We start from the raw sequence: 26,165 nt of genomic DNA, 5'->3' as shown, positions 1-26,165 counted from the left end.
TGACGTGTCGGCCGACGTGACGGCACAGGAGTCCGTCGACGCCGGCCGGGTCGCCGAGGTGCGCACCGGCCGGCGGGTCCCTCGGCGGCGGATGCCGGTCGCGCTCACGATCACGCTCGGGCTCGTCTCCCTCACCGTCCTCCTCGCCGCACTCTCCCGCCTCGTGGGCCTGGCCCCGGTCGCGCTCGTCATCGGATCGGTATGCGGGGTCGCGTTGAGCGTCGGTCTCGCCCGAGCCGCGTCCAGGGCCGGTAGCTCCGGGCTCGGGCCCGCGGACGGCGTCACCGTGGGCCGAGCCGTCCTGGCCTGCGGCGTGGCGGCCCTGACGGCCGAGCTCATCGCCGGCCACCCCGTGACCCCCGCGATCCTGGTCCTGGCCATCCCCGCCCTCGGCCTCGACGCCGTCGACGGATGGCTCGCGAGGCGGACCGGGACGGCGACGACCCTGGGCGCTCGACTCGACGGCGAGGTCGACGCCTTCCTCATCCTCGTGCTCAGCGTGGCGGTCGGTTCCGTCCTCGGGTGGTGGGTCGTCGTCGCAGGGCTCGCGAGATACGTCTTCGCGCTGGCCGGGATCCTGCTGCCGTGGATGCGGCGTCCCCTCCCGTACCGCTACTGGCGCAAGATCGTCACGGCTGCTGTCGGTGTCGGGCTCGTCATCGCTCTCATCGACCTTCTCCCTCCGTGGACCAGGAGCGCCGTCGTGCTCGCCGCGCTCGCACTGCTGGCCGAGTCCTTCGGTCGCGACGTCGTGTGGCTGTGGCGGAGACGAGCCGAGGAGGTCGACTCGGCCGCGCAGACGCCGCGACGCACCACGGCTTTCGCGCGAGTCGTCGGGACTGGCCTCGCCGTCCTTGCCGCTGTCGTCGTGTGGTTCGCGCTGCTGGCGCCGACCCGACCGGATCGCATCACCCCGCTCGCCTTCGCCCGGCTGCCCGTCGAGGCCCTGGTGGTGGCCGGTCTGGTGCTCGTGCTGGCATCGCGCTCCGCGCGGTCTGCTCGGCTGTTCTCCGGGGTCGCCGGCGCCCTCCTCGGCCTGATCGCCGTCCTCAAGGTCCTCGACATCGGCGCCTTCGCCGTGCTGGACCGGCCCTTCACCGTGGTCACCGACCTCGCGTTGCTGGGGTCCGGTCTGGACTTCGTCCGGGAGTCGGCCGGTCCATGGGCGGCCCGAGGTGCGCTGCTGGGCGCGGGCCTGGTGGCCGTGGTCGCGCTCGTCGGTGTCCCTCTGGCCGCTGCGCGCCTCGTCCGCGTGCTCACCCGACGCCCTCGTGCCGGTGCCGGTGTCGTGCTCGCACTGGCGGTGGCGTGGGTCGTCCTCGCCGCTACGGGGATCCGCCTGGAACCGGGTGGCGGCTCGGTCGCCTCGGTCGACGGAGGCCGGTTCGCGGTCGACAAGGTCACGGCCACGGTGGATGCCATCCGCGACCAGCGACGGTTCGAACGTGCCATCGCGGACGACGCCTTCCGGCAGCCGGCGAGCGGCGAGCTGTCGGCTCTCCAAGGCAAGGACGTCGTCGTCGTCTTCGTCGAGAGCTACGGCCGGGCCGCGCTCGAGGGACCCGACATGGCGCCGGTGCGTGCGCTGCTCGACGCCGGCACCGAGGAGCTGGCTGCCGACGGATATCGCGCCAGGAGCGCCTACCTGACCTCGCCCACGTTCGGAGGGAGCAGCTGGCTCGCCCACGCGTCGCTCATGTCCGGGCTCTGGGTCGACGACCAGCAGCGCTACGAGCGGGTGCTCTCGAGCTCACGCAGCACGATCACGTCTATCTTCGCCCGGAACGGGTGGCGAACCGTGGCCGTGCTGCCCTCGAACCGGGAGCCATGGCCCGAGGGCCAGCGGTTCTACGACGTGGACACCGTCTACGACCGCACGAACCTCGGTTACGCGGGCCCGAGCTTCGGCTTCTCGGGGATGCCCGACCAGTTCGCTCTCACCTCGTTCATGCGCCAGGAGCTGACCGACCCGACCCGGCCGCCCGTGATGGCCCATGTCGCCCTGACCTCCAGCCACGGACCGTGGGCCCCGCTGCCCACCGCCGTCGATCCCTCCGACCTCGGCGACGGATCCGTCTTCGAGTCGATTCGCGCCGAGGCCACGTCGGCCGCCGACCTGTGGAGCGACCGCGACCAGGTGCCGGACGCATACCGGTCTGCGTTGCAGTACTCCCTGCGGACCGTTCTCGACTTCATCCGAGACGAGGGGGACGGGATGGTCGTCCTGCTCGTGGGTGACCATCAGCCCGGCACGATCGTCAGCGGCTTCGGTGGCAACCGGGATGTGCCGGTGACCGTCATCGCCGACGACCCGGCGGTGCTGGAGCGCATCGACGGCTGGAGTTGGGAGGCGGGACTCCGTCCGTCGGGCGACGCGCCGGTCTTGTCTATGGACGAGTTCCGGGACCGGTTCCTGACGACCTACTCCGAACCGGAGGGCGGACGGTGACGACCGCTGGGACGGCTCCGCTGGGTGAGGCCCTGCGGGAGGCCCGTCGGGTCGCCTTTCCGCCCGGCGAGTTCGTCGGACAGGAGAGCTTCGTGACGGCTCGCCAGATCCGCACGCTGGCCCACCACGGAGGCATCGTCGCCGGCACCCGCGTCGTGGACCTGTGCTGCGGAGTCGCCGGGCCCGGACTCCTGCTCGTCGGCGACTACGAGTGCCAATACCTCGGCGTGGACGCGGACGCCGACTCCATCGCCCTCGCCAGGGAGGGCGCGGCCTCAGCGGGGCTCAGAGCCGACTTCGAGGTGGCCCGGGTGCCACCGCTTCCGGCGGGACGGTTCGACGTCGTCGTCCTCCTCGAGACGATGCTGGCCTTCCGAGCCAAGGACGTCCTCCTGCAGGCGATCGCCTCGGCGCTCCACGGGGGCGGGCGGTTCGTGTTCACCGTCGAGGAGGGCCCCCCTCTGAATGGGCTCGAGCGGGAGCGCATGCCGGCATCGGAGACCGTGTGGCCGGTGACTCTCCACGATCTCGGTTCGGCGCTCGAGGAGCTGGGCCTGAGGACGGTCTGGACAGAGGACTGGACTCGGAGCCACGCCGACACGGCCCGCGCCCTGGCTGCGTCCTACGCGACCCTGCTCGCGACCGTGCCGCCCGGTCCCGACCGGGACGCGGTGGCGGGCCTGGTCGACTCACACCGGCTCTGGGCGGAGTGGCTGGGTGCGGGACGGATGCGCAAGTTCGCAGTCGTCGCCGAGCGCCTGGCGGCGTCCGGCGTCGATGGCGGCTAGCGGTTCCTAGGCTCTGACGGCGGCTTCTGCGGGCTCCGCGGTGAGGGTCAGGAGCTCGCGCGCACCGATCGCGCAGAGGACCCCGCCGGCGATGGAGAGGACGACCCCCGGGCCGGGCATCCAGCCGGCGAACCCGACCTGGCTCCACATCCGAAGGAGGTGGTACACCGGCAGGCCGACGGCGACGACTGCGACGATGAAGCCGTTGACCACGGAGAACAACCGCCACGGGGCCACGCCTGCGGCGAGGGCGGCGAACGACGCGTAGAGGATCCACGCGCCGGGCTGGCCGTCCAGCATGAGATCGCTCAGCGCTCCGATGGCGGACACGGTGCCCAGAGGGGTGTACATCCAGGGCAGGAAGGCGCCGAGGAAGAGAGCGATGGACGCCCAGAGCATGCGTTTGCGGCCAGGGTGCATGCGGCGGCGGGGAACTGCTGGCATGTCAGCCACCCTAGGGCGCCATCGGCCACCGCGACAGGTGCCGGGCCGACGGAGACTGCGCAGCGCGGGCTTTCGGGCGCCCGACGGTCGGCCCTCGTCGGACCGACCGCTCGCGGTGCCGTTCACCGCGACGCGCAGACCGCTCGGCGCGCGCGCCCTCCCACCGGCCGCAGGCGACGGCGAGGGGTAGTGAGTGCGGTGCCGTGTGGCGGCTACGTTCACCCTGCTAGTCGCGCACGGGCTGGTGCCACCACTACGTCAACGAGGACGCACTATGGATGCTCAGCAACGCCAGGCCTACTGGCGAGAAAATCTGAAACTCATGGCGATCCTGCTCACCATCTGGGCCCTCGTGTCCTTCGGTGCCGGGATCGTCTTCGTCGAGCAGCTCAACTCGGTCTCCTTCCTCGGAGTGCCGCTCGGGTTCTGGTTCGCCCAGCAGGGCTCGATCGTCGTGTTCGTCCTGCTCATCTTCGTCTACGTGAAGATGATGGACCGGCTGGATGCCAGGTACGGCATCACCGAGTACGAGCAGGAGGTGCACCACTCATGAGCGAGACTCAGCTGTGGACCGCGATCTTCGTCGCGATCACCTTCTCCCTCTACATCTGGATCGCCTACCGGAGCCGCGTCTCCGACACCAAGGGCTTCTATGTCGCCGGCGGTGGTATCCCGGCGCCGGCGAACGGGGCGGCGGTCGCCGCCGACTGGATGAGCGCGGCGTCGTTCATCTCGATGGCCGGCATCATCGCCTTCTCACAGAACGGCTACGGCGGGTCGGTCTTCCTCATGGGATGGACCGGCGGGTATGTGCTTCTCGCGCTCCTGCTCGCTCCCTACCTGCGCAAGTTCGGCAAGTACACCGTCCCCGACTTCGTCGGTGACCGGTACAACGAGACCGCCCGCCTGATCGCCGTGGTCTGTGCCCTCGTCATCTCGTTCGTCTACGTCGCCGGCCAGATGGGCGGTGTCGGGGTGGTCTTCCAGCGCTTCCTCGGCGTCGACCGCACCCTCGGTGTGGTCATCGGCATGGTCATCGTCTTCTTCTACGCCGTGCTCGGCGGGATGAAGGGCATCACCTGGACGCAGGTGGCGCAGTACACGGTGCTGATCATCGCCTACATCATCCCGGTCGTCGCGATCTCCGCCAACCTGACCGGCAACCCGGTTCCCTACCTCAGCTTCGGCGAGATCCTCCAGCAGCTCAACGGCCTGCAGCAGGACCTCGGGATCGATGCGTACACCGAGGCGTTCACCCGGACGTCGATGATCAACATGGTGCTCATCACCGCTGCCCTGATGTTCGGGACGGCGGGCCTTCCACACGTGATCGTCCGTTTCTACACCGCCAAGAGCGTGCGAGCCGCCCGCTACTCGGCACTGTGGGCCCTCTTCTTCATCTCGCTCCTCTACACGATGGCTCCTGCCATCGGCGCCATGAGCAAGTTCAACTTCATCGACCAGATCAACGGAACGCCGGTCGACGAGACCCCCGGATGGTTCAACACGTGGGTCGACGTGGGTCTGATCACGGTGTCGGACTCGAACGGCAACTCGGTGATCGACCTCGCCGGTGGCTTCGCCGCGACGGCGGCCGACGTCGGTGTGACGTCGGAGGTCTTCGTCAACAACGACATCGTCGTCCTCGCCGCACCGGAGATCGCCGGCCTGCCCGCGCCGATCGTGGGCCTCGTCGCCGCGGGTGGTCTGGCCGCGGCTCTGTCGACCGCGTCCGGTCTCCTGCTCGTCATCTCGAGCTCGGTGGCCAACGACATCTACTACAAGAGGATCAACCCCGCCGCCTCGGAGGCGCGCCAGCTGCTCGTCGGCCGCATCGCCATGGGCGGCGCGATCTTCATCGCCGGCTACCTCGGCATCAACCCGCCCGGATTCGTCGCGGAGGTCGTCGCCCTCGCGTTCGGCTTGGCGGCCGCGAGCTTCTTCCCGATCCTGTTCCTCGGGATCTTCTGGAAGAAGGCCACCGCGATCGGCGCCGCAGCCGGAATGGCCGTGGGTCTGAGCTTCACGCTCCTGTACCAGCTGTGGACGTTGCCGACCTTCTTCGGCAACGACCCGATCCTCGGGATCCCCCCGACGGGTGTGGGAACGATCGGCATGATCCTCAACCTGCTGACGATCTTCGTCGTCTCGCAGTTCACGCCGAAGCCGACGCCGCTGATGCAGAAGGTGATCGAGGACGTCCGCTACCCAGGGCGCTCCGAGCTCGTCGTCGCACACGCCGAAGGCACGCTCTCGGAGGCCGAGCTGCACGGCGAGGACCGGCACGACCGGCCCTAGAACGGTACTGCCCCAAGCGGCGCCCCGGGTCCGGTCGGATCCGGGGCGCCGCCCGTGTTTGGTCAGGTCACCAGCATGTTTTCGGGTCCCGTGGCCGCGGACGAGGGATCCCTCACACTGGCCGGTCCGGATGTGCTCCCCGTGGGCCATCTCTGGTGGAATGGGGGGCACGGCGCCCGATCGCGACAGGTGGCGAGCAACGCCCCACGACGGCTGCGCAGCACGGAGAAAGGTACGCCGACCGTGGTCGATGTTGACAAGGTCCTCGATGAAGCGGGTCTGAACAACCCAGCGGTGCGGGAGTTCGTCCGGCACTGGGCGGAGCACACCGCTGCCGATCGCGTCGAGGTGGTGAACGCCTCCGACGACGCGCGCCTGATCCAGGAGGGGCTGGATGCCGGCGAGATCAAGCCGGCGGGGGACGGGCTCTACTACTCGCAGAGCTACTACAAGGACACGGCGCGATCCGAGGAGCGCACGATCGTCGCGACGAGCCGCCACCGGGACAAGGGTGTCTACAACAACTGGCGCCACACCGACGAGATCCGGCCGATCGTCGAGGGCAACATGAAGGGTGCCCTGGCCGGCAAGACGATGTACGTCATCCCCTACCTCATGGCGCCGCCCGGCAGCCCCCTCGAGCGGTTCGCCGCCGGTGTGGAGCTGACCGACAACCGCACGGTCGTCATGCACATGATCCGCATGGCCCGGGTGGGCGTCGACCTGATCAACAACCTCCGCGACCCGGACATGTTCGTGCGCGCCGTCCACGTGACCGGCGACCTGGAGAACCTCGGTCAGGGAACTCCGGACGACATGCGGTACTTCGTCACCGTGGCCGACGAGCGCACCATCCTCCACTTCGGCAGCTCGTACGGCGGCAATGCCCTGCTCGGCAAGATCGCGCACGGCCTGCGACAGGCCGCCTACGACGGGTATGCGTCGGGCGAGTTCCTCTCCGAGCAGTTCATGCTCCTCGGGATCACCGACAAGGAGACCGGGAAGACGTGGAACATCTGTGGCGGCTTCCCGAGCGCCTCGGGCAAGACCAACCTCGCGATGACGCTGGCTCCGGACGCTCTCGGTGACCGGTACCACGTCTCGTTCTACGGGGACGACATCGCCTGGCTGTGGGTCGGTGCCGACGGCGCGCTGTACGGCATGAACCCCGAGAACGGCGTGTTCGGTGTCGCCAAGGACACCAACGAGGTGACCAACCCGACCGCTCTGGAGGCCATCAGGCCCGGCACCGACGCCCTGTTCACCAACGTGGCCTACAACGAGAAGACCCACGAAGTGTGGTGGGAGGGCAAGACCAAGCACCACCCGGCGAACGAGGAGGGTTGGCGCGACTGGAAGGGAGAGCTCATCTCCGAGCGTCTCCCGGACGAGCGCGACGAGCCCTGGGCGCACCCGAACAGCCGGTTCACGACGAGTCTGGCGAACGTGCCGAACGTGGCCGCCGACTACGACGACCCGGCCGGCGTGAAGATCGACGCGATCATCTTCGGGGGCCGTACCCGAGACCGTGAGCCGCTCATCCGGGCGATCACCGATCTCGCCGAGGGTGTCTACGACGGCCTCACGCTCGGCGCGGAGGCGACCGCGGCCGCCGAGGGGGTCGAGGGCAAGCTGCGCTACGACCCGATGTCGATGCGCCCGTTCATGTCCTACCCCGAAGGCGCCTACGCGGCGCAGTGGTTCAAGATCGTCGGTGCGGCGAAGGAACAGCCGATCTTCGCGCACGTCAACTGGTTCCAGCGCGACCCGGAGACGGGCCACTTCCTCTGGCCAGGGTACCGGGAGAACCTCCGGCCGCTGCTCTGGCTGATGCGGCTGCGCGACGGTGAGGTCACGGGTCGCTCGACCCCGGTCGGCGTCATCCCGACCCAGGAGGAGCTCGACCTGACCGGCCTCGAGCTGCCGCAGAAGGACCTCGACACCATCCTCGACATCGACATCGAGCGCTGGCGTGCGGAGATGGGGTTCCGCGAGGAGCACCTGAACCAGTTCCACGACCTTCCCGAGGAGATCTGGGACGCCCACCGCCGCGTCGCGAAGGCCCTCGACGAGGTCGGCGACCAGGCCCTGGCTCCGTCCACGACCGTGTAGCCACCTCCGAGTTCGCCATCCACGGCCGCCTCCGAGCGGCCGCCCGCAGGGCGGGGAGACCACAGACTCCCCGCCCTGTGGCCGTGCTCTCAGACCCGTCCCGGGGCCGCTCCGTGCGGAGTAGCGTGTGAGCCGGAGGTCACGTCATGACCGGTGCTCACACCCTGGCCCTGGACGACCTGCAAGAACTGATCGACATCCTGTCGAGCCGCGGGTACTCCGTCCTGGGCCCTACTGTCGTCGACGGTGCGATCGACATCCGCCCCCTCACGTCCGTCTCCCAGTTGCCGCACGGCTGGGGTGACGAGCAGGACGGTGCCCACTACCGACTCCGTCGCCGCGGCGACGATGCGGTCTTCGGGTTCGCCTGCGGTGCACAGTCCGCGAAACCGGTCTTCTTCCCCGCGGACGAGCTGCTGTGGCGCAGCCGGTCCGGACCCGACGGCCCGCAGATCGACCGGCCGGACGACGATCGGCCGGACGACGATCGATACGGCCCTCCGTACGCCGTCCTGGGACTGCGCTCCTGCGACCTGGCTGCGATCCGGATCCACGATCGCGTCCTCACCGGACGCGCGGTCGCCGACGCGCACTACGCGACGCGCCGCACGGACTCCGTGATCATCGCGGTCACGTGCACCGACCCGGCCGGCACCTGCTTCTGCGTTTCCATGGACACCGGTCCCGTGCCCAGTGAGGGGTTCGACATCGCCCTCACCGAGCTGTATGCGGACGGACCGCACCGCTTCGTCGCCCGGCCGGGATCACCACGCGGTGCGGAACTGCTCGAGCGGCTCGCCGCGCGCGATGCGACGGATGAGGACCTCGCGCACGCCGCAAGCGTGGGCGAGCAGGCGGCCCAGCGGATGGGGCGCCGGCTCGACGACACGAACCTGAAGAACATCCTCTACGACAACGCCGAGTCGGCCGTCTGGGACGACGTGGCCGACCGGTGCCTGAGCTGCGGCAACTGCACCCTCGTCTGTCCGACGTGCTTCTGCACGTCGATCACCGACGTCAGCGATCTCGCCGGCGCGACGTCCGAGCGGCACCGGGTGTGGGACTCGTGCTTCTCCGCCGACTACTCCTACATCCACGGGGGCGCTGTGCGCGAGTCGACGAGGTCGCGCTATCGACAGTGGATGACCCACAAGCTGGCGGCCTGGAAGGACCAGTTCGGGACCTCGGGCTGCGTCGGCTGCGGTCGGTGCATCACGTGGTGCCCTGCGGCCATCGACATCACCGCGGAGGCGGGCGAGCTGCGCCGCGTCGCGGAGCACCGCGAGGAACGGAGGGCGAGACAGCCATGACGGTACGCACCCTGGACGAGACCCTGCGGGAGCATCCCTTCTTCGAAGGGGTCGGCGAGGAGGTCGTCGCACTCCTCGCCGGATGCGCGCGCAATGTCCACTTCCGCCCCGACGAGCTCGTCTTCCAGGAGGGCCAGCCCGCCGACTTCTTCTACCTGATCAAGGAGGGTCGGGTCGCCATCCAGCTGCACGAGGTCGCCGGCGGAGCCAGCATCATCGACACCGTCGACGCCGGCGAGGTCCTCGGCTTCTCATGGCTCGTCCCGCCATACCGGTGGGTCTTCGACGCCAGGGCCACCGTGGACACCCGCGCGGTCGGCTTCGACGCAGTCTGTCTGCGCACCAAGTGCGACGCCGACCCGGCGGTCGGGTACGTCCTGCTGTCGCGCGTCGCCCGGACGATGCACGAACGACTCGAGGCGGCGCGCGTTCGGCTCGTCGACCTGTACGGGACGAGGACGCGATGACCGAGGTCCTCTCCGCCGAGCGCAGTCAGGCCGTCGATGCCATGCTGCCGCGGTCGTTCCGGGTGGAGAGGACGAGGCGGGACACGCGCGACACCTTCACGCTCGAGCTCGCGCCGGTCGGTGGCGACCCGCTCAGGTTCGCGGCGGGCCAGTTCACGATGCTCCTCGCGGCCGGGGTGGGGGAGGTGCCCATCTCGATCAGCGGCGACCCGTCTGGTGGCGGTCTCCTCGAGCACACCATCCGCAACGTCGGCAGCGTCACCCGAGCACTGGTCGCGACGCCGCGCGGGGGAGTGCTCGGAGTGCGGGGACCCTTCGGGACGGGGTGGGAGGTCGAGCGCGGAGAGGGCGGCGACGTCGTCCTCGTCGCCGGCGGGATCGGCCTGGCGCCGCTGCGGCCGGCGCTCCTCCAGGTGGTTCGCAACCGGGAGCGGTACAACCGCGTCCTTCTCCTCTACGGGGCACGCACGCCCGAGGACATCCTCTTCGCGCCGGACCTCGAGCGGTGGGAGCGAGACCACGACGTCGAGGTCGCCGTGACCGTCGACAACGGCCCGCACGACTGGCGCGGCCGCGTCGGGCTGGTCACCCGCCTCGTGCCGCGGGCGGGTTTCGATCCCAGCCGGACCACCGCATACGTCTGCGGTCCGGAGGTCATGATGCGCTCGACCGCCTTGGCGTTGCGTGACCGCGGGGTGCGCGCCGACCGGATCCGGCTGTCGATGGAGCGCAACATGAAGTGCGGCGTCGGGCTCTGCGGGCACTGCCAGCTGCGGGAGCTGTTCCTCTGCGTCGACGGACCGGTGCTCGGGTTCGACCGGCTCGAGCCGCTGATGTCCAGGTGGGAGCTGTGATGGGTACCGCGGGCAAGCCGTCCCTGGCCGTCTGGAAGTTCGCGTCATGCGACGGGTGCCAGCTCACGCTGCTCAACTGCGAGGACGAGTTGCTGTCCATCGCCGGCGCCGTGACCATCGCGTACTTCCCCGAGGCGACCCGGGCCGTGGTCGAGGGGCCCTACGACGTGTCACTCGTCGAGGGGTCGGTCACCACCCCCCACGATGCGGAGCGGATCCAGCAGATCCGGGCGATGTCCGGCACGCTCGTGACGATCGGAGCCTGTGCGACGGCCGGTGGCATCCAGGCACTGCGCAACCTCGGCGACGTCCGTGAGTTCCGCTCCGTCGTCTACGCGCATCCCGAGTACGTCGAGACCCTGGATCGCTCGACCCCCATCGCGGCCCACGTCAGCGTCGACCACGAGCTGCGCGGCTGCCCGATCGACAAGCGACAGCTGCTCGAGCTCCTCGCCGCACTGCTGGCCGGCCGCAAACCGCGGATCCCCACCTACAGCGTGTGCATCGAGTGCAAGGAGCGCGGCAACGTCTGCGTCGCGGTCGCCGACGGCACGCCCTGTCTGGGACCGGTGACCCAGGCCGGCTGCGGCGCGCTCTGTCCGTCCTTCGCGCGCGGGTGCTACGGCTGCTTCGGCCCGCAGGACTCGGCGAACCTGCCGTCGATGACCCGGCGGCTACGCGCGCAGGGGATGAGCGAGCCGCAGGTCATCCGGTTGTACCGGACGTTCAACACGGGGGCCGAGGCGTTCAGGGCAGAGAGTCAGCGGGTGGTGAGCGGGTCGACCGCGGGCACGGCGACCGCCGAGGAGGTGTCCACGTGACGCACACGATGAAGGACGGCGGTCAGGTCCTCCAGGTCGGCATGCTGGCGCGGGTCGAGGGCGAGGGCGGCATGCACATCGAGATCAGGGACGGAGTCGTCGAGACGGTCCGGCTCGAAATCTTCGAGCCGCCGCGGTTCTACGAGGCATTCCTGCGGGGCCGCGCCCACACCGAGCCGCCGGACATCACCGCGCGCATCTGTGGCATCTGCCCGGTCGCCTACCAGACGGCCGCCTGCTGGGCGATCGAGGCGGCCTGCGGGGTTGAGGTTCCACCCCACGTGCTCGCCCTTCGCCGACTCCTCTACTGCGGGGAGTGGATCGAGAGCCACGCCCTCCATATGTTCCTCCTGCACGCACCAGACTTCCTCGGGTACGACGGCGCCGTCGAGATGGCCGCCGACCACCCGGGGGCCGTCGAGCTCGGGCTGCGGCTGAAGAAGGTCGGCAACGAGCTCATGAGCCTCGTCGGGGGGCGGGCGATCCATCCGGTCAACGTGCGGGTCGGCGGCTTCTACAGACTTCCGACGCGTTCCGAGCTGGGGCGGATCGTCCCCGATCTCGAGCGGGCCCGGGACGATGCGCTCGCCGCGATCCGGCTGGTCGCGGAGTTCGACTTCCCCGAGTTCACCCAGCCCTACCCCTATCTCGCCCTGCGGGCCGAGCGGGGGTACGCCATCGAGTCCGGCACCCCGGTCACGACGAGCGGGCTCACCTTTCCCGTCTCGGACTTCACCCGGCACATCACCGAGCACCACGTGGCGCACTCGAACGCGCTCCAGGCCACTCTGGACGGCGAGATCTACGTCGTCGGGCCGCTGGCCCGCTACACCCTCGGCTTCGACCGTCTCTCGCCGACCTGTCAGGAAGCCGCCCGCGCCGCGGGACTGGAGGAGTCCTGCCGCAACCCGTTCCGGTCCATCATCGTGCGGGGGGTCGAGCTGCTGTATGCGGTGGAGGAGGCCCTGCGCATCATCGACGAGTGGGTCGACGGTCGGGTCGCGTTCGTCGACGTCCCACCGCGGGCGGGTGAGGGCTGCGGCGCGAGTGAGGCTCCCCGGGGGACGATCTTCCACCGCTACGTCCTCGACGGCTCGGGCCTGATCACGGACGCGCAGATCGTTCCACCGACCTCGCAGAACCAGGCGAGCATCGAAGCGGACCTGCGCGCTGCGGCCCAGGCGTGGATCGACCTCGACGACCACGAGCTCACGCATCGGTGCGAGCAGGCGATCCGCAACTATGACCCGTGCATCTCCTGCGCGACCCACTTCCTCGACCTGCAGGTGGACCGGTCGTGACCCTCGTGATCGGACTCGGCCACCCCGACCGCGGCGACGACGCGGTCGGCCCCGTCGTCACCGGTCTGCTCACCCCGCAGGCACCCCCCGGTGTCGAGATGCTCGAGCGCGAGGACCCGATGGATCTCGTCCTGCACTGGGGCGGCCAGCCCTGGGTCGTCGTCATCGACGCCGTCGTATCCGGGGCACGGCCCGGTACGGTCACGGTCACAGAGATCGCGGAGGACGGTTGCGGAGCACGCGACTGGAGTCGCCTGGCCCTCGGCGGCACACACGCCTTCGGGCTCGGCGAAGCGGTCGAGCTCTCCCGCACCCTGGGCCGCCTACCCGCCCGGCTGACCCTCGTGGGGGTCGAGGCGGGAGACGTCGCAGAGGGAAGAGGGCTGACCGCGGCGGTTGCCGCGGCCGTCCCCGAAGCCGTCGCGCTCGTGCGCCGGCTGCTCGTGTCGGATGCGACCGAGGTGGGTCGGGAAAGTCGAGCCGTCGATGTGCCTCGGTGAGGTCGTCCGACTCGACGCCGTGAGCGGAGCCTCGGCTCGAGCCCGGCTGGGGGACCAGGTGGTGGCGGTGTCGCTCGTCACCCTCGACGAGCACGTGGCCCCAGGGGACTGGATCCTCGTCCACTCGGGATTCGCGTTGCATCGTCTCGAGCCCGATGAGGCGGTCGAGGCGCTTGCCCTCCGCTCCTGGCGCCACGGTCCGTCGGTGCAGGGCTCGATCTCCGACGCGTCCTCTCCGTCGTCTCACCCACAGGAGGAGTCATGAACCAGACCAGGCGGGCCGGACTCGTCCTGGCGCTCGTCACCGCCACCATCAGCGCGTTCTCGGTGTACGTCAACGGGTTGGCCGTCCGGCTGTTCGACAGCGCAACCGTCTACACGACGGCGAAGAACCTCGTCGCGGCGCTCGTCCTCGGGCTCGTCGCGATCCTCTCCGCCCAGCGCAGCCGGACCTCGAGCGGGCAACGGTTCCACCCCCGGGGGAGGCGCCAGTGGCTGGGCCTGGCGGCGGTCGGGGTCGTCGGTGGCAGTGTGCCGTTCGTGCTGTTCTTCGAGGGCCTGTCCCGGGCGTCGTCCCCCCAAGCGGCGTTCCTGCACAAGACGCTGATCGTCTGGGTGGCGATCCTCGCCGCCGTCGTGCTGCGGGAACGGCTGCGGTGGCCGCACCTGGCCGCTGTCGGACTCCTGTTGCTCGGACAGGTCGGCCTCTCGCGCGCGGGACTGTTCCCGCTCGACGCGGGGGCGGTGATGATCTTCGCGGCGACCCTGCTCTGGTCGATCGAGGTCGTGGTCGCCAAGAGGCTGCTCGCCGACGTGCCCAGCTCCGTTCTCGCCGTCGCCCGGATGGGTCTGGGCTCGATCGTGCTGCTCGTCTGGGTAGCCGTGCAAGGACAGCTCGGGGCGTTCGGTTCGCTGACCGCTGTGCAGCTGCAGTGGCTGGTCCTGACGGGGCTGTTGCTGGCCGGCTATGTCGGCTTCTGGTTCGCCGCCCTCGCCCGGGCGCAGGCGATCGACGTCACGGCGATCCTCGTCGTCGGCGCCGTGGGCACGGCCGTGCTCGCCGGCGTCCTCGACGGGGCCTCGCTCGCACCGCAGGTGCCCTGGCTCGTCACGATCACCGCCGGAGCCCTCCTCGTGGGAGCGACAATGGCCCGGCGTCCGGCGGTCGAGGCAGCACCGCGGTGATCGCCGCCCTCCGGGCTCGATCCGGCCCCGCGCTGTTCGCGCGCTACGCCTATCCACCCAACGCGCTCGGGTACTGCGGGCCGGGAGGTGGCGATGAGCTGCTCGCGGAGCTGTCGCATCACGAAGCCGACGGCGGCGACGACCGCGGCCTGCGGAACCTCGCGCAGGGGTTCGAGGGTGCCTGGCCCTACCTCCAGCTCATCGCGGCCGCCAACGGTCGTGCCGACCCGCTGGACCCCGACGTCGTCTCGGCGTACTGGGTGGGCAACCGCCTCCTCGACGCCGTCAGTCCCGCGCTGCTGTTCCGGTCCATGGAGGAGCGTTTCGCCGACCGTGCGGGCGCCTCGTGGGCCCACCTGCGCGACGGCATGACGGCCGACGCGGTACCGCACCATGACTTCCACGTCTTCGCCGTGTACCCCTGGGTGGGCCTGTTGCGTACGGGCCGACTCGTCGACGAGCCGCTGCACGTCCTGGACCGGTGCCGCATCCGCTCCGGGACGGTGCTTTCCGTCGACGGGCACGAGGCCGAGGTCCGATACCGACCGTTGACCTATGACGGTCACCACCTCGGCCTCGGCCCGGACTCGGTCGACGTGGTCATGCATCTCGGCGGTGACATCCGGCCGGGATCGGGGGGTGACCGGCTGCGAGCCGGCGATGTCGTGGCCATGCACTGGCAGTGGGTCTGTCAGCGGCTCGACCCCGCATCCGCGAGATGGGTCCAGGTCATGACGGCGCGGATGCTTGCGGTGGCCAACGCTCCGACCGTGCCGGGGGCCGCAGCCCTCCTCGGCTGAGCCGAGATATGCAGTACGCTCGGTACCGGACACAGCGAGTACCGCATACTGTCACCGACGGTTCCCGATCGTCGCGATGGCACCGCTGCGACGAAAGCGAGCGACATGACCGCCCCCTCCCTGCTCGACCGCGGTCAGCGCGCCGGACTTCGTCTGCTCAGCAGGGCCGGCGCCATTCCGGTCCTCGAGAACGGCGACGTGCGACGCCGGGTCGCCCGCGTGCTCAGCCGCGGTGCGGCCCGCGGGTTCTCGGCCCAGGCCGCGGTGGGACGCAGCTTCGCCCGCCGCACGACCAGCGGTCAGGCCGTGCGTACCCGCCCGACGACGTCACCCGGCCTGTTCGACCTGCGCCCCAGCGAGGAGCAGGAGATGCTCCGTGCCGCCGCACGCCGGCTCGCGGAGGACCTCATCGCTCCCGCCGGGAGGGTCGCCGACGACGAACGCCGGGTGCCGGACCACGTGCATGCGGCCGCTGAGGAGATGGGTCTGGGTCTGCTCGGGGTGCCCACCGCGCTCGGTGGGGTCGCCGACGAGAGTCCTGCGCTGACGACGTGCCTCGTGCTCGAGGAGCTCGCCCGGGGGGACTTGTCCATCGCAGTCGCGCTGATGGCGGGGGGCTCGGTCGCCACGACCGTCGCCCGCTACGGCACCGCGGACCACCAGGCGACCTACCTGCCTCACCTGGTCGGGCCGGAGCGGAGTGCCAACGCATCGGACGGCGCACGCGCCCGGGCGGCGATCGCCCTCCATGAGCCCCAGCCACTGTTCGACCCGCTCGCACCGAGGACCACGGCATCCCGTGGGCGAGGCGGGCTCCTCCTCGAGGGAACCAAGGCGCTGGTGCCCCTCGCCCGGACCGCCGAGCTGTTCGTCGTGAGCGCCGTCCTCGACGGAGCGCCCCGACTGGTCCTTCTCCCCGCGGCCACCCCGGGGGTGCTCGTCGAGGACGACCCGGCGATGGGCCTTCGCGCGGCCGCGACCGGACGCCTGGTCCTGCGCTCGGCGCAGGTGCCGGAGGACCACCTCCTCGGGACGGCCGACGACCACCGCGACCTCGTCCGCCGGGGACGTCTCGCCTGGTCGGCGTGCGCGGTCGGCGCTGCCCAGGCGGTCCTCGACCAGGTCGTGCCCTACGTGAAGGACCGTTACGCCTTCGGCGCGCCAATCGCCCACCGCCAGGCGGTCGCCTTCACCGTCGCCGACATCGCGATCGAGCTGGACGCCCTGCGGCTCGTCGTCTGGCGGGCCGGCGCCCGCCTCGACGCCGGCCTGGACGCCTCCCGGCAGGTGGCCGCGGCTCGTCGTCTCGTGACGCGGCATGGGACGTGGATCGGAAGCAACGCGGTGCAGCTGCTCGGCGGTCACGGGTTCGTCAAGGAATGGGCGAACGAGCGCTGGTTCCGTGACCTGCGTGGCGCCGGTCTGCTCGAGGGAACCCTGACGGTCTAGGAGGCGTGATGATCGATCTCGAGGTGCCCCGACGCTTCCGCCCGCTCGTCGCGCAGGCGCGGGCCGTCGCCGAGGAGGTGCTCCGGCCCATCTCGCGGACCTATGACCGGGCCGAACACGCCTACCCGGTCGAGCTCGACCTCCTCGCTGCGGTCATCGACGGCCTCGGGGACTCCGGCGCAGGTCAGGGAGCCGGGGCGCGCGGGGCGACGAGCCGCGGAAGTGCGGCGGACCAGGCCCTTTCGCAGGGTCCTCGCGACACCCGAGGCAACCGCAACGGCACCAACCTGGCGTCGGTGCTCTCGGTCCTCGAGACCTGCCGGGGCGACGTCGGACTCACCCTGTCCCTCCCGGGCCAAGGGCTCGGCAACGCAGCCATCGCCGCCGTCGCGACGGATGAGCAGAAGGCTCGATATGGACGGCGCTGGGCCGCGATGGCGATCACGGAGCCGGACTGCGGATCCGACTCGGGCGCGATCCGGACCACGGCCACCCGGGACGGCGACCGCTACGTCCTCAACGGCGAGAAGATCTATGTGACCGCCGGCGAGCGGGCCGAGCTCGTCGTCGTCTGGGCCACCCTCGACCGGTCGCTCGGCAAGCGCGCGATCCGGTCGTTCGTCGTCGAGCGGTCCAACCCGGGTCTTCGCCTGATCCGGCTCGAACACAAGCTCGGCATCCGGGCCTCCGACACCGCGGCCTTCGTCCTCGAGGACTGCCGCGTTCCCGCGGCCGACCTGCTCGGCGACCCCGAGATCCGATCGGAGACCGGGTTCGGTGGGGCCATGCAGACCTTCGACAACACCCGGCCTCTCGTCGCCGCGATGGCGGTCGGCCTCACACGGGCATGTCTGGACCGCACGACCGAACTCCTGGCCGCCGAAGGCGTCCGGGTGGACTGGGACGCGCCCGCGCACAGCCAGCAATCGGCAGCCGGGACCCTCATGCAGATGGAGGCCGAGTACGAGGCGGCGTACCTGCTCACGCTGCGGGCGGCCTGGATGGCCGACAACGGTCTCCCGAACTCCATGCAGGCCTCGATGGCCAAGGCGAAGGCGGGGCGGATCTGTGTGGAGGTCGCCCTGTCCTGTGTCGAGCTCTGCGGAGCGAGCGGCTACGCCGAGCGGGAGCTCCTCGAGAAGTGGGCCCGGGATGCCAAGATCCTCGACATATTCGAGGGCACGCAGCAGATCCAGCTCCTCGTCGTCGCCCGCCGCCTGCTCGGACTGACCAGCTCGGAGCTCGTCTAGACCGGGGTCGGCGGGATACGACTCAGACCGGCAGCTCGCCGCGGACGACCGTGTCGCCGGAGTGGGCCGGCTGGTCGTCGAACTGCTCGCGGGAGATGTCGACGATGACGTAGCCCTGGTCGATGAGGTCCTGGGACACGGGCAGCACGATCTCCGTCGCGTCGTTCGGAAGGACTCCGACCGAGACCATCCGGGTCAGGTCGCGGTTGATCAGCCAGACCTCGAGATACCCGTCACCCGGGTCGAGTCCGGCCGTCGACACGTTGAGGTCGAGTCCGTCGGCGCGGTCGACGAGGACGGCCCTGCCCTGGGTCGTGGGGGCGTCCAGGGGTGCGAGATCGGTGCTTGCGACCGTCGTCTCACTCGGCTGTGGCTCGGTGCCCATGCGGCCGGCGATCGCTGCACCGCCGACGCCGAGCACGATGCCGAGCACGCACGCCGCGGCCAGGAGCCAGGCCCCGGGGAGCGCCGGGCGCCGTCCCCGGCGGTGCCGGGAGGAGAGACTCGTGACGGTCGCCTCAGCATCCGGTTCGAAAGGGCGGTCGTCGACCGGCCCGCCGGGGAGCGAGTCGGGAGACGTGGCCACGTTCGTCGACGGTGTGGGGTAAACCGAACTGATCTCCGTCTGAATCGCCTCCCACACCCGCGCCGGGGGCGCGACGAGCACGGAGGAGTCGAGGGTGCGCGTCAGGGAGACGGTGTCGGTGACCCCGCCGAGCACGGCCGCGCACTCAGCGCAGTCGATCAGGTGCTGAGTCTCGGACGCGTCGCTCGGGGATCCGAGTGCGATATCGACCAGGCGGTCGTCGGTCAGATGGGTCATGGGGTCACCTCCTCGAGTCGGGAGCGCAGGTGGAGCAGTCCCCTGCGGATGTGGGATTTCACGGTGCCGAGCGGCAGGCCGAGAGTCTCGGCGATGTCCTCGTGCCGGCGGTCGTCCATGACCGCCATGCGCACGATGGTGGTGCGGGGTTCGCCGAGGGTGGCGAGGGTATGTGCCAGCATGACCTTCTCAACCGCTCGGGCCGGGTCGGCCGGTGCCATGGGGACCGCCACAGCGGCCGCGGCCTCCTCCGTGCGTGAGGTCCGGGCCCGCGTCGCAGCGAGGTCGGCGCAGCGGCGTCGGGTGATGGTCACCAGCCAACCCGCAAGGGACCCTGCTCCCTCGCGGAGGGAGTCCCGGCTCTTCCACGCCGACACGAACACCTGCTGCGTGACGTCCTCGGCGTCGTGGTGGTTGCCGAGCAGGCGCAGCGCCACACTGTGCACGAGTCGTCCGTGCAGCGAGTACAGCTCGGCGAAGGCGTGTTCGTCGCCGGCCTTGACCCGGGTCAGCAGGTCGCTGTCGTCGGTCTGGTAGGCGGTCTCCGTCACCCGACTCACTCTACGAGACGGCGTCGGAGCGCACTGCGACTGCGACGATGTTGTCCTCGTAGGAGCCGGCTGAAGCGTCCCATTCGCCCCCGCACGTGACGATGTGAAGTCGCGGGGCGCCATCACGGGTGAAGACCGCATCCAGATCGATGACCGTCTTGGGATAACTGTCGACTCGCTCGATGACATAGCGCACCTCCTCACCTGCAGTCGTGACGATGACCTCGTCGCCGGGCGACACCTGCCCGAGACGGGCGAGCGGGCCGACCCGCTCCTTGCTGTCGATGTGGGCCGAGACGACCACCGCGCCGGAGTCGGAGAGGGGGTCGGGGCCGTACCTGTACCAGCCGGCGACCCGGGGGTCGGCGGGGATCTCCATCAGACCGTCCGTGGTGACCCCGGTCGGGATGACCGAGAGCTCGGCGTCGATGCTGGAGATCGCCACCTCCGTCGGGGCGGCGGCCGGGCGGACCGGGGGGAGGGTCGCGGGCTTGGCCGCGACCGTCGGGACCGGAGTGCTCGAGGAGCTCGCCGTGGGAGCCGGTGCCTGCGACGTCGCCGTGGGTGTCGACTCCGCAAGGGCCTCCGACGCCGCGGTCTCCTCGGTGATCCGGTTGGGGCTTCCAGCGCCTACCAGCACATAGACGAGCAGGCCGGCCAGGAGGGCGGCCGCGAGGACCGCGACCACCCTCCCGGGTCCGTACCTGAGCGACATGTCAGGCGTCGACACTCACACGACGACGGGTCGCGACGAGCGCGAGGCCGGCGGCACCGAGTGCGGCGAGCGCGGCGAAGGGCGCGGCGTTCGTGGTACCGGCCTGACCGCCGACTCCGGACGGGACGCCCTCGGGCGAGCTGTGCAGACCGTCGATCACCTGGACCGCGAGGTCGAGGTTCTCGGCCTCCGCGGAGCCCCAGGCGTACACGATCGTGTTCGTGCCCTCGGTGATGTTGACCGGGGCCGGACCGAGCGCGACGGTGTCGGTGCCCGCCAGCACGACGTCGGCCTCGATCTCACCGGCCGGCAGGTCGGCGGAGGCCTCGTTCGGGTTGGTCAGGTCGGCGAAGGCGACGTCGCCGTTGGCGCGGACGTCGACGGCCGGGGCGGCAGCGGTGTGGCGGACGGTGATCCGGCCCTCACCCGCAGCGGTCTCGCTCGTGTCGTTCACGAAGGGGGTGAGCGCCGGGTCGCCACCCTCGGTGAGGTGTGCGACAACGGTGATGTTCGCGCCGCCGGGAACGGCGACACCGTTGGCCTCGACGATCGCGTCCGCGTCGCCGTTCTCGGCGTCGCCGGCGACGACCTTGAGGTCGTAGTCACCGGCCGGCAGCGTCAGCGGGTCGGTGAGCGTGCCGGGAGCGAAGTCGTCCAGGGTGAGGTCACCGTTGACGTAGACGTCGACGACGGCGTCCGGGATGCCGTGGAGGACCGAGACCTGGGACTCGTGGTTGTCGGCCATGGCCGGCGCGGCGAGTGCCAGGGACATGCCCCCGGTCAGGGCAAGAGCGGTGGTGATGCGCATGAGCGTTTCCCTTCGTCAGGGGACGCGGTGGTGCGTCCTGCCCATGTATTCCGATGAGGGTGCAGGTCTGGATGCACTTCCTTGGAAAAACTTTGTACGAATCTATCAGGAGCCGCGTCGGGCGTTGCGGGCGCGTGTCTCGGCCATCTTCCCTCGGGCGTAGGGGATGCCGATCACGAGCATCCCGACCGCGACGACCGCGGCACCGGCGAGGAGCCCGCACGCCACCGCGAAGCCGATGTGGATGACGATGTCCCATACCGCGTTGCCGGGGGCGACGCTCACCTCGCGAGTCGCCCCCCAGGCCACCCCGCCGGCGAAGGCGACGGCCGCGAGGAGCATGAGCGCCAGGGTCGCACCCGCGGACCGCGCCATCCTGCCGCGGTCGGCGAAGAAGTCGGTGTCGTCGGTGGGGTCGTCGTTGCCCTCGAACTCGGCGAGGACGTCGTAGTCCTCACGCTGGGAGAGCGGGATTCTCTTGCGCATCGCGGTCAGCCTAGCGTTCGAGGGTCGCCGGCGGGCGGGCCCGCCGGCTCGGCCATGAGTGGCCGCGCGACCTCACGGGGTGCGCAGGGTGGCGAGGTGGTCGGAGATCCGACCGATCGCCTCCGTCAGCGTGTCCGTGTCCGGGAGCGTCACGAGCCGGAAGTGGTCGGGCTCGAACCAGTTGAAGCCGGTCCCATGGGTGACGAGGATCTTCTTGGCCCGCAGGAGGTCGATGACGAACGCCTCGTCGTCCGCGATGGGGTACACCTCGGGGTCGAGGCGCGGGAAGCAGTACAGGGCACCGCGCGGTTCGACGCACGAGACCCCCGGGATCTCGTTCAGCAGCCGGGAGGCGAGCTTGCTCTGCTCGTAGAACCGGCCACCGGGGACGATGAGCTCGGTGATCGACTGGTAGCCGCCCAGAGCGGTCTGGATGGCGTGCTGGGCCGGGACGTTGGCGCACATGCGCATGTTGGCCAGCAGCGTCAGGCCCTCGAGGAAGTCCTCCGCAAGGTGCTTCGGCCCGGACACCATGACCCAGCCGGCGCGGTAGCCGCAGACCCGGTACGCCTTGGACAGGCCACTGAAGGTCAGGCACAGGACGTCGTCCCCGGCGAACGTGGCGGCGTGGTGATGGACGGCGTCGTCGAAGATGATCTTCTCGTAGATCTCGTCGGCCATGACGACGAGCCGGTGCCGTCTGGCGATGTCGACGAGCGCGCGCACCGTCTCCTCGCTGTAGACCGCGCCGGTCGGGTTGTTCGGGTTGATGACGACGATCGCGTGGGTGTTCTCGGTGATCTTGGACTCGATGTCCTCGAGGTCCGGGTTCCAGCCGTTGCTCTCGTCGCACCGGTAGTGCACCGCCGTCCCGCCGGAGAGCGTGACGGCCCCGGTCCACAACGGGTAGTCCGGTGCCGGCACGAGGATCTCGTTGCCGTCGTCGACGAAGGCCTGCAGGACCATCGAGATCAGCTCGGAGACGCCGTTGCCGATGTAGACGTCCTCGACGGTCGTCTCGCGCAGTCCCCGCGCCTGGTAGTACTGGGCGACCGCCGTGCGGGCGGAGTAGATCCCCTTGGAGTCGGCGTACCCCTGCGAGTCGGGGAGGTTGTGGACGATGTCCGCGACGATCGCCTCGGGTGCCTCGAAACCGAACGGAGCGGTGTTGCCGATGTTCAGCTTGAGGATCTTGTGCCCCTCGCTCTCGAGCCGCTGGGCCTCCACGAGGATCGGGCCGCGCACGTCGTAGCGCACGTGCTGCAGCTTCTTGCTCTGGACGATCGGGCGCATGCCCACATCCTCGCAGGCGGCAGCCGCGCCGGCGGATCCGGTATGCGCGGGCCGGGTCCCGCGGTCAGGCGCGCTCGAGCAGGGGGCAGCCGACCCAGGCGTCGGCGACGCCGAAGGCGTCGACGAGGGTCAGCGCGTCCGGCGCGAGCTCGGCGCACAGCTCGTCGACGCGGGTCGTGATGGCTTTGGACTGGGCGGCGGAGGTCCGGCCGTGCTCGAGGAACCAGGACGCGTTGTCCTCGACGGTCGAGTAGACGAAGAGGTCACACACCCGGCCGAGCAGCTCGCGCACGGGACCGGCGCTGCTCTCCGTGGCGGCCGCCAGCGCCTCGAGGAGCAGGCGGTCGATGTGGGCCCAGGCGGCCGCGACCATGTGCGGCTGCACCGCGCCGAGAGCATCGACCGGGTCGGTGTCGTCCCCCTGGAGCGCCCGCATCCTGGCGGCGAGGGTGGCGACGGTGTGCTCCTCGCGGTCCTCGAGGATCGCCACCTGCCCGCCGCGGTCCTCGAGCGCGTTGTCTGCGTCGCGGCCGGGAGCGCCGGCGACGAGCCGCTGCACGATCGAGCCGCCGAAGGCGCGCTCGACGAAGGACTCGGCGACGTTGCGGGCGGCGAAGAGCATCATCGAGCGCGTGTCGAAGGAGTCGAAGGAGTCCTTGTACTGGGTGAGCAGTCCCTTGGCGACGAGCTGGAGCAGCACCGTGTTGTCGCCCTCGAAGGTCGTGAAGATGTCCGAGTCCGCCTTCCACGCACCGAACCGGTTCTCCCACATGTAGCCGGCGCCGCCGCACGCCTCACGGCACTCCTGGATGGTGCGGGTCGCGTGCGCGGTGTTGGCCACTTTCAGGGAGGCCGCGCGCTCCTCGAGGCGGCGCACGGCGAGCTCGTCCGGCTCACCCTGGCCGCCGTCGCCCGCTCCGCTGGTCAGCTCGTGGAGGTCCTCGACGAGCTCGTTCGTGGCGAGTGCGAGGGCGTAGCTGCGCACGAGGGGCAGCAGGAGGCGGCGCCGGTGCGTCGCATACTCGAGCAGGCGGATGCCACTCTCGCCGTCCGGGCGGGTGAACTGCTCGCGGGCCGCGGCATACCGGACCGCGAGGGTGAGGGCGTTGCGGGTGGCCGCCCCTGCGGCGCCGCCCACCGACACCCGACCGCGCACGAGCGTGCCCAGCATCGAGAAGAAGCGGCGGCCGTCGCTGTCGATCGGGGAGGCGTAGGTGCCCTCGTCGGTGATGGCGCCGAACCGGTCGAGCAGGTTGGCCCGCGGGACGCGAACGTGGTCGAAGGAGATCTCGCCGTTGTCCACACCCGGCAGGCCGATCTTGGCGCCGCAGTCGCTCAGGGTGACGCCGGGCAGTGCCCGCCCGTTCTCGTCGCGGATCGGGACGAGAACGCAGTGCACGCCGTGGCTGCGGGCGGCCTCGCCCTCGCCGACGACGAGCTGGGCGAAGACCGCCGCGAGCGTCCCGTCCTTCGCCGCGTTGCCGATGTAGTCCTTCGTCGCGGCCGGGCTGGGGGAGTGCACGACGATCTCGTCGGTCGCCGGGTCGTAGGTCGCGGTCGTCTCGAGGTTGGCCACGTCCGACCCGCCGCCCACCTCGGTCATGGCGAAGCAGCCGAGCAGGGTGCCGTCGGCGATGCCGGCAAGGTACTCGCGGTGGTGCCGCTCGGTGCCGAGCCCGGCGACCGCGCCCCCGAAGAGGCCGACCTGGACGCCGGTCTTGACGAACAGTGACAGGTCGACGTGACCGAGGCTCTCGAACGCGGTGAGGGAGGCGCCGACGTCGCCGTGCTCACCGGGCTCGGCCGAGAACCCGGCCGTCATCCACGGCTCGGCGAGCAGCCGGCTGAGCTGGCCGGTCGTCCGTTCGCGGTAGTCCGCGACGGGCAGGGGGGTGGTCGGCGTGGACCAGTCCGCGCTGCCCAGCTCCCGTCGGACCGTGTCACGAACGTCGCCCCATCGCCCGTCGAGCACCCTCCGGATGGCTCCCGCCAGGTCCGTGTCGCTCGTCGTGGGTGCGCCCGCGCCGCTCAGCTGGATGGTCACCTCTCGACCATACGGGGCTGGACAGGGTCGCTGGACTGGGGCTGGCCGGGCGGGCAGGGCGCCCTCGGCACCCCGCGCACGCCGCATGATGGAGTATGCGACGCTCGCCCAGATCCGTCCCTGCGGCTCTCGCCGTGCTCGCGGCGACCGCGCTGGCGGCGTGCGCCGGAGGCGGGGACGCTGGCCCGGGAGAGGTGCCCATCCCCCCGCAGACGGCGTCCGGCTCTGCGCAGCCGGGGGGCTCTGTGACGGTCCCGCCCGTGGGCGAGGTGCCGGCGCTGCAGGTCGAGGTCGTCGCGGAGGGCCTCGCGCACGGGTGGGACATCGGGTTCATCCCGGACGGCGGAGCCCTGGTGACCGAGCGGTCCGGTCGGATCAGCCACCTCTCGTCGACCTCCCCCGGGGCGACCGTGTCCCGGGTGGAGGCCGACCTGTCGGGAGTGTTCGCCTCCGGCGAGGGGGGTCTGCTCGGCATGGTCGTCCATCCGGACTTCGCGACCAGCCGCGAGTTCACCGTGTGCATGAACTACCAGGAGGGCGGCGACCCGGTCGACATCCGCCTGGTCACCTGGCGGCTCGCCGAGGACGCCCGCTCCGCCGAGCGCGTCCGCGACCTGCTCACCGGCATCCCGACCGGATCCGGGCGTCACTCCGGCTGCCGGCCCACGGTCGACGCCGCCGGCATGCTCGTCGTCGGGACGGGCGACATCGCGGACGGGGCGGTGCCTCAGGACCTGACGAGCCTCGGCGGCAAGGTCCTGCGGCTCGACCTCTCGACGGGTGAGCCGGCTCCGGACAACCCCTTCCTCGACTCGGCGGACGAGCGGGAGCGCTATGTCCTCAGTTACGGCCACCGCAACATCCAGGGCGTCACGGTGCGCCCGGGCACGGGCGAGATCTACACGGCGGAGCACGGACCCAACGTGAACGACGAGGTCAACCGGATCGTGGCCGGGGGGAACTACGGGTGGGACCCGTCGCAGGGCGGCGAGGTGGGCGGCTACGACGAGTCGGTGCCGATGACCGATCTCGAGCGGTTCCCGGACGCGGTGCCCGCCGTGTGGCAGACCGGTGGGATGACCGAGGCACTGTGCGGGGCGGCGTTCCTCGAGGGCGAGCAGTGGGGAGCGCTGGACGGCGCCCTCCTCGTGACCGCCCTCCGCGGAGCCAAGGCCGTCCTGCTCACGCTCGACGACGGCGGCGAGGTCGCCGAGGTGTCCGTGCCCGAGGAGCTGGACGACGAGTTCGGCCGGTTGCGGGCGGCCCGGCTCGGCCCCGACGGCGCCGTGTACGTCACGACCTCCAACGGGGAGAACGACAAGGTTCTGCGGGTCACGCCGGCCGGTCCCTGAGTTGGTCTGATGCCGGCACCACCCTCAGTGGAGGGCGGGCGACCGGTGACGCCGGCCATCGGGAC

General features: G+C 70.6%; 25 protein-coding genes. 17 read left to right on the top strand and 8 right to left on the bottom strand.

All coding sequences use genetic code 11. From position 1 onward, the window contains the following. Window positions 1-4 precede the first annotated feature (4 nt). Window positions 5-2,449 carry a CDP-alcohol phosphatidyltransferase family protein gene (locus GA707_RS10460; protein ID WP_152178391.1) on the top strand — a complete coding sequence of 815 codons (2,445 nt, stop codon included), beginning with the start codon at window positions 5-7 and terminating at the stop codon, window positions 2,447-2,449. Next, window positions 2,446-3,237 (top strand): cyclopropane-fatty-acyl-phospholipid synthase family protein, encoded by a 792-nt coding sequence (locus tag GA707_RS10455; RefSeq protein ID WP_193315277.1) that lies wholly within the window; start codon window positions 2,446-2,448, stop codon window positions 3,235-3,237. The genes GA707_RS10460 and GA707_RS10455 overlap by 4 nt, the downstream gene beginning before the upstream one ends. Window positions 3,238-3,243: 6 nt before the next feature. Here the strand turns inward: GA707_RS10455 and GA707_RS10450 are convergent, their stop codons facing one another. Further along, window positions 3,244-3,681 (bottom strand): hypothetical protein, encoded by a 438-nt coding sequence (locus tag GA707_RS10450; protein ID WP_152178389.1) that lies wholly within the window; start codon window positions 3,679-3,681, stop codon window positions 3,244-3,246. A 274-nt stretch (window positions 3,682-3,955) separates the two neighbouring features. Here GA707_RS10450 and GA707_RS10445 point away from each other — a divergent pair, with 274 nt between their 5' ends. The 14 genes from GA707_RS10445 to GA707_RS10380 all read left to right on the top strand — a co-directional run bounded on the left by GA707_RS10445 (window position 3,956) and on the right by GA707_RS10380 (window position 18,028). Next, complete coding sequence (locus GA707_RS10445; RefSeq protein ID WP_152178388.1) at window positions 3,956-4,234, top strand: DUF4212 domain-containing protein; 279 nt, start codon at window positions 3,956-3,958, stop codon at window positions 4,232-4,234. After that, complete coding sequence (locus GA707_RS10440; protein WP_152178387.1) at window positions 4,231-5,979, top strand: sodium:solute symporter family protein; 1,749 nt, start codon at window positions 4,231-4,233, stop codon at window positions 5,977-5,979. Before GA707_RS10445 ends, GA707_RS10440 begins: the two co-directional genes overlap by 4 nt. 243 nt (window positions 5,980-6,222) lie before the next feature. Beyond that, window positions 6,223-8,091, top strand: coding sequence for a phosphoenolpyruvate carboxykinase (GTP) (locus tag GA707_RS10435; RefSeq protein ID WP_152178386.1), 1,869 nt, complete (start codon window positions 6,223-6,225; stop codon window positions 8,089-8,091). A 146-nt stretch (window positions 8,092-8,237) separates the two neighbouring features. After that, window positions 8,238-9,401: a 4Fe-4S dicluster domain-containing protein gene (locus GA707_RS10430; RefSeq protein ID WP_152178385.1), complete on the top strand. Its 1,164-nt coding sequence runs from the start codon at window positions 8,238-8,240 to the stop codon at window positions 9,399-9,401. Further along, on the top strand, window positions 9,398-9,868 hold the full coding sequence (locus tag GA707_RS10425) for a cyclic nucleotide-binding domain-containing protein (protein WP_152178384.1): 471 nt from the start codon (window positions 9,398-9,400) through the stop codon (window positions 9,866-9,868). Before GA707_RS10430 ends, GA707_RS10425 begins: the two co-directional genes overlap by 4 nt. Continuing rightward, window positions 9,865-10,722: an FAD/NAD(P)-binding protein gene (locus tag GA707_RS10420; protein ID WP_152178383.1), complete on the top strand. Its 858-nt coding sequence runs from the start codon at window positions 9,865-9,867 to the stop codon at window positions 10,720-10,722. The genes GA707_RS10425 and GA707_RS10420 overlap by 4 nt, the downstream gene beginning before the upstream one ends. After that, on the top strand, window positions 10,722-11,543 hold the full coding sequence (locus GA707_RS10415) for an oxidoreductase (protein ID WP_152178382.1): 822 nt from the start codon (window positions 10,722-10,724) through the stop codon (window positions 11,541-11,543). Before GA707_RS10420 ends, GA707_RS10415 begins: the two co-directional genes overlap by 1 nt. Then, the gene (locus GA707_RS10410) at window positions 11,540-12,844 is read left to right on the top strand and encodes a Ni/Fe hydrogenase subunit alpha (protein WP_226963707.1); all 1,305 of its coding nucleotides are present in this window, start codon (window positions 11,540-11,542) and stop codon (window positions 12,842-12,844) included. The genes GA707_RS10415 and GA707_RS10410 overlap by 4 nt, the downstream gene beginning before the upstream one ends. Then, complete coding sequence (locus GA707_RS10405) at window positions 12,841-13,344, top strand: hydrogenase maturation protease (RefSeq protein WP_193315276.1); 504 nt, start codon at window positions 12,841-12,843, stop codon at window positions 13,342-13,344. Before GA707_RS10410 ends, GA707_RS10405 begins: the two co-directional genes overlap by 4 nt. Continuing rightward, window positions 13,331-13,609 (top strand): HypC/HybG/HupF family hydrogenase formation chaperone, encoded by a 279-nt coding sequence (locus GA707_RS10400; RefSeq protein ID WP_193315275.1) that lies wholly within the window; start codon window positions 13,331-13,333, stop codon window positions 13,607-13,609. Before GA707_RS10405 ends, GA707_RS10400 begins: the two co-directional genes overlap by 14 nt. Further along, window positions 13,606-14,529, top strand: a complete 924-nt coding sequence (locus GA707_RS10395; RefSeq protein WP_152178379.1) for a DMT family transporter — start codon at window positions 13,606-13,608, stop codon at window positions 14,527-14,529. Before GA707_RS10400 ends, GA707_RS10395 begins: the two co-directional genes overlap by 4 nt. Continuing rightward, entirely contained in the window at window positions 14,526-15,329 is an 804-nt protein-coding gene (locus GA707_RS10390; RefSeq protein ID WP_226963706.1) for a DUF6390 family protein, read from the top strand. The genes GA707_RS10395 and GA707_RS10390 overlap by 4 nt, the downstream gene beginning before the upstream one ends. Before the next feature lie 105 nt (window positions 15,330-15,434). After that, a complete protein-coding gene (locus GA707_RS10385) occupies window positions 15,435-16,778 on the top strand; it encodes an acyl-CoA dehydrogenase family protein (RefSeq protein WP_152178378.1) in 1,344 nt (447 codons plus the stop codon). 8 nt (window positions 16,779-16,786) lie between these two features. After that, window positions 16,787-18,028 (top strand): acyl-CoA dehydrogenase family protein, encoded by a 1,242-nt coding sequence (locus tag GA707_RS10380; protein WP_152178377.1) that lies wholly within the window; start codon window positions 16,787-16,789, stop codon window positions 18,026-18,028. Between the two features lie 22 nt (window positions 18,029-18,050). Here GA707_RS10380 and GA707_RS10375 read toward each other — a convergent pair whose 3' ends face one another. The 7 genes from GA707_RS10375 to GA707_RS10345 all read right to left on the bottom strand — a co-directional run bounded on the left by GA707_RS10375 (window position 18,051) and on the right by GA707_RS10345 (window position 24,748). After that, complete coding sequence (locus GA707_RS10375; protein ID WP_152178376.1) at window positions 18,051-18,851, bottom strand: anti-sigma factor; 801 nt, start codon at window positions 18,849-18,851, stop codon at window positions 18,051-18,053. Next, on the bottom strand, window positions 18,848-19,402 hold the full coding sequence (locus tag GA707_RS10370) for an RNA polymerase sigma factor (protein ID WP_226963705.1): 555 nt from the start codon (window positions 19,400-19,402) through the stop codon (window positions 18,848-18,850). The genes GA707_RS10375 and GA707_RS10370 overlap by 4 nt, the downstream gene beginning before the upstream one ends. A 10-nt stretch (window positions 19,403-19,412) precedes the next feature. Continuing rightward, on the bottom strand, window positions 19,413-20,117 hold the full coding sequence (locus GA707_RS10365; RefSeq protein WP_152178374.1) for a class F sortase: 705 nt from the start codon (window positions 20,115-20,117) through the stop codon (window positions 19,413-19,415). 1 nt (window position 20,118) lies between these two features. After that, window positions 20,119-20,925: a DUF4397 domain-containing protein gene (locus tag GA707_RS10360; protein ID WP_152178373.1), complete on the bottom strand. Its 807-nt coding sequence runs from the start codon at window positions 20,923-20,925 to the stop codon at window positions 20,119-20,121. Between the two features lie 105 nt (window positions 20,926-21,030). Continuing rightward, window positions 21,031-21,411 carry a hypothetical protein gene (locus GA707_RS10355; protein WP_152178372.1) on the bottom strand — a complete coding sequence of 127 codons (381 nt, stop codon included), beginning with the start codon at window positions 21,409-21,411 and terminating at the stop codon, window positions 21,031-21,033. Window positions 21,412-21,483: 72 nt separating this feature from the next. Beyond that, window positions 21,484-22,704 carry a pyridoxal phosphate-dependent aminotransferase gene (locus tag GA707_RS10350; protein ID WP_152178371.1) on the bottom strand — a complete coding sequence of 407 codons (1,221 nt, stop codon included), beginning with the start codon at window positions 22,702-22,704 and terminating at the stop codon, window positions 21,484-21,486. Between the two features lie 64 nt (window positions 22,705-22,768). Further along, window positions 22,769-24,748 (bottom strand): acyl-CoA dehydrogenase, encoded by a 1,980-nt coding sequence (locus tag GA707_RS10345; RefSeq protein WP_226963704.1) that lies wholly within the window; start codon window positions 24,746-24,748, stop codon window positions 22,769-22,771. Window positions 24,749-24,843: 95 nt separating this feature from the next. Here GA707_RS10345 and GA707_RS10340 point away from each other — a divergent pair, with 95 nt between their 5' ends. Then, complete coding sequence (locus GA707_RS10340; RefSeq protein ID WP_152178369.1) at window positions 24,844-26,100, top strand: sorbosone dehydrogenase family protein; 1,257 nt, start codon at window positions 24,844-24,846, stop codon at window positions 26,098-26,100. Window positions 26,101-26,165: the final 65 nt, after the last annotated feature.

This window comes from Nostocoides sp. F2B08, from assembly GCF_009184895.1.
Classification (GTDB): Bacteria; Actinomycetota; Actinomycetes; order Actinomycetales; family Dermatophilaceae; genus F2B08.
The sequence above is the reverse complement of the archived record's forward strand: the minus strand, read 5'-3'. Positions and strand labels throughout refer to the sequence as shown.

Bases quoted from the DNA above. Each gene is read 5' to 3' on its own strand.
- GA707_RS10440 (WP_152178387.1), top strand. From the start codon at position 4,231: ATGAGCGAGACTCAGCTGTGGACCGCGATCTTCGTCGCGATCACCTTC.
- GA707_RS10340 (WP_152178369.1), top strand. From the start codon at position 24,844: ATGCGACGCTCGCCCAGATCCGTCCCTGCGGCTCTCGCCGTGCTCGCG.
- GA707_RS10425 (WP_152178384.1), top strand. From the start codon at position 9,398: ATGACGGTACGCACCCTGGACGAGACCCTGCGGGAGCATCCCTTCTTC.
- GA707_RS10445 (WP_152178388.1), top strand. From the start codon at position 3,956: ATGGATGCTCAGCAACGCCAGGCCTACTGGCGAGAAAATCTGAAACTC.
- GA707_RS10430 (WP_152178385.1), top strand. From the start codon at position 8,238: ATGACCGGTGCTCACACCCTGGCCCTGGACGACCTGCAAGAACTGATC.
- GA707_RS10380 (WP_152178377.1), top strand. From the start codon at position 16,787: ATGATCGATCTCGAGGTGCCCCGACGCTTCCGCCCGCTCGTCGCGCAG.
- GA707_RS10375 (WP_152178376.1), bottom strand. From the start codon at position 18,851: ATGACCCATCTGACCGACGACCGCCTGGTCGATATCGCACTCGGATCC.
- GA707_RS10355 (WP_152178372.1), bottom strand. From the start codon at position 21,411: ATGCGCAAGAGAATCCCGCTCTCCCAGCGTGAGGACTACGACGTCCTC.
- GA707_RS10420 (WP_152178383.1), top strand. From the start codon at position 9,865: ATGACCGAGGTCCTCTCCGCCGAGCGCAGTCAGGCCGTCGATGCCATG.
- GA707_RS10450 (WP_152178389.1), bottom strand. From the start codon at position 3,681: ATGCCAGCAGTTCCCCGCCGCCGCATGCACCCTGGCCGCAAACGCATG.
- GA707_RS10350 (WP_152178371.1), bottom strand. From the start codon at position 22,704: ATGCGCCCGATCGTCCAGAGCAAGAAGCTGCAGCACGTGCGCTACGAC.
- GA707_RS10365 (WP_152178374.1), bottom strand. From the start codon at position 20,117: ATGTCGCTCAGGTACGGACCCGGGAGGGTGGTCGCGGTCCTCGCGGCC.
- GA707_RS10395 (WP_152178379.1), top strand. From the start codon at position 13,606: ATGAACCAGACCAGGCGGGCCGGACTCGTCCTGGCGCTCGTCACCGCC.
- GA707_RS10400 (WP_193315275.1), top strand. From the start codon at position 13,331: ATGTGCCTCGGTGAGGTCGTCCGACTCGACGCCGTGAGCGGAGCCTCG.
- GA707_RS10385 (WP_152178378.1), top strand. From the start codon at position 15,435: ATGACCGCCCCCTCCCTGCTCGACCGCGGTCAGCGCGCCGGACTTCGT.
- GA707_RS10360 (WP_152178373.1), bottom strand. From the start codon at position 20,925: ATGCGCATCACCACCGCTCTTGCCCTGACCGGGGGCATGTCCCTGGCA.
- GA707_RS10415 (WP_152178382.1), top strand. From the start codon at position 10,722: ATGGGTACCGCGGGCAAGCCGTCCCTGGCCGTCTGGAAGTTCGCGTCA.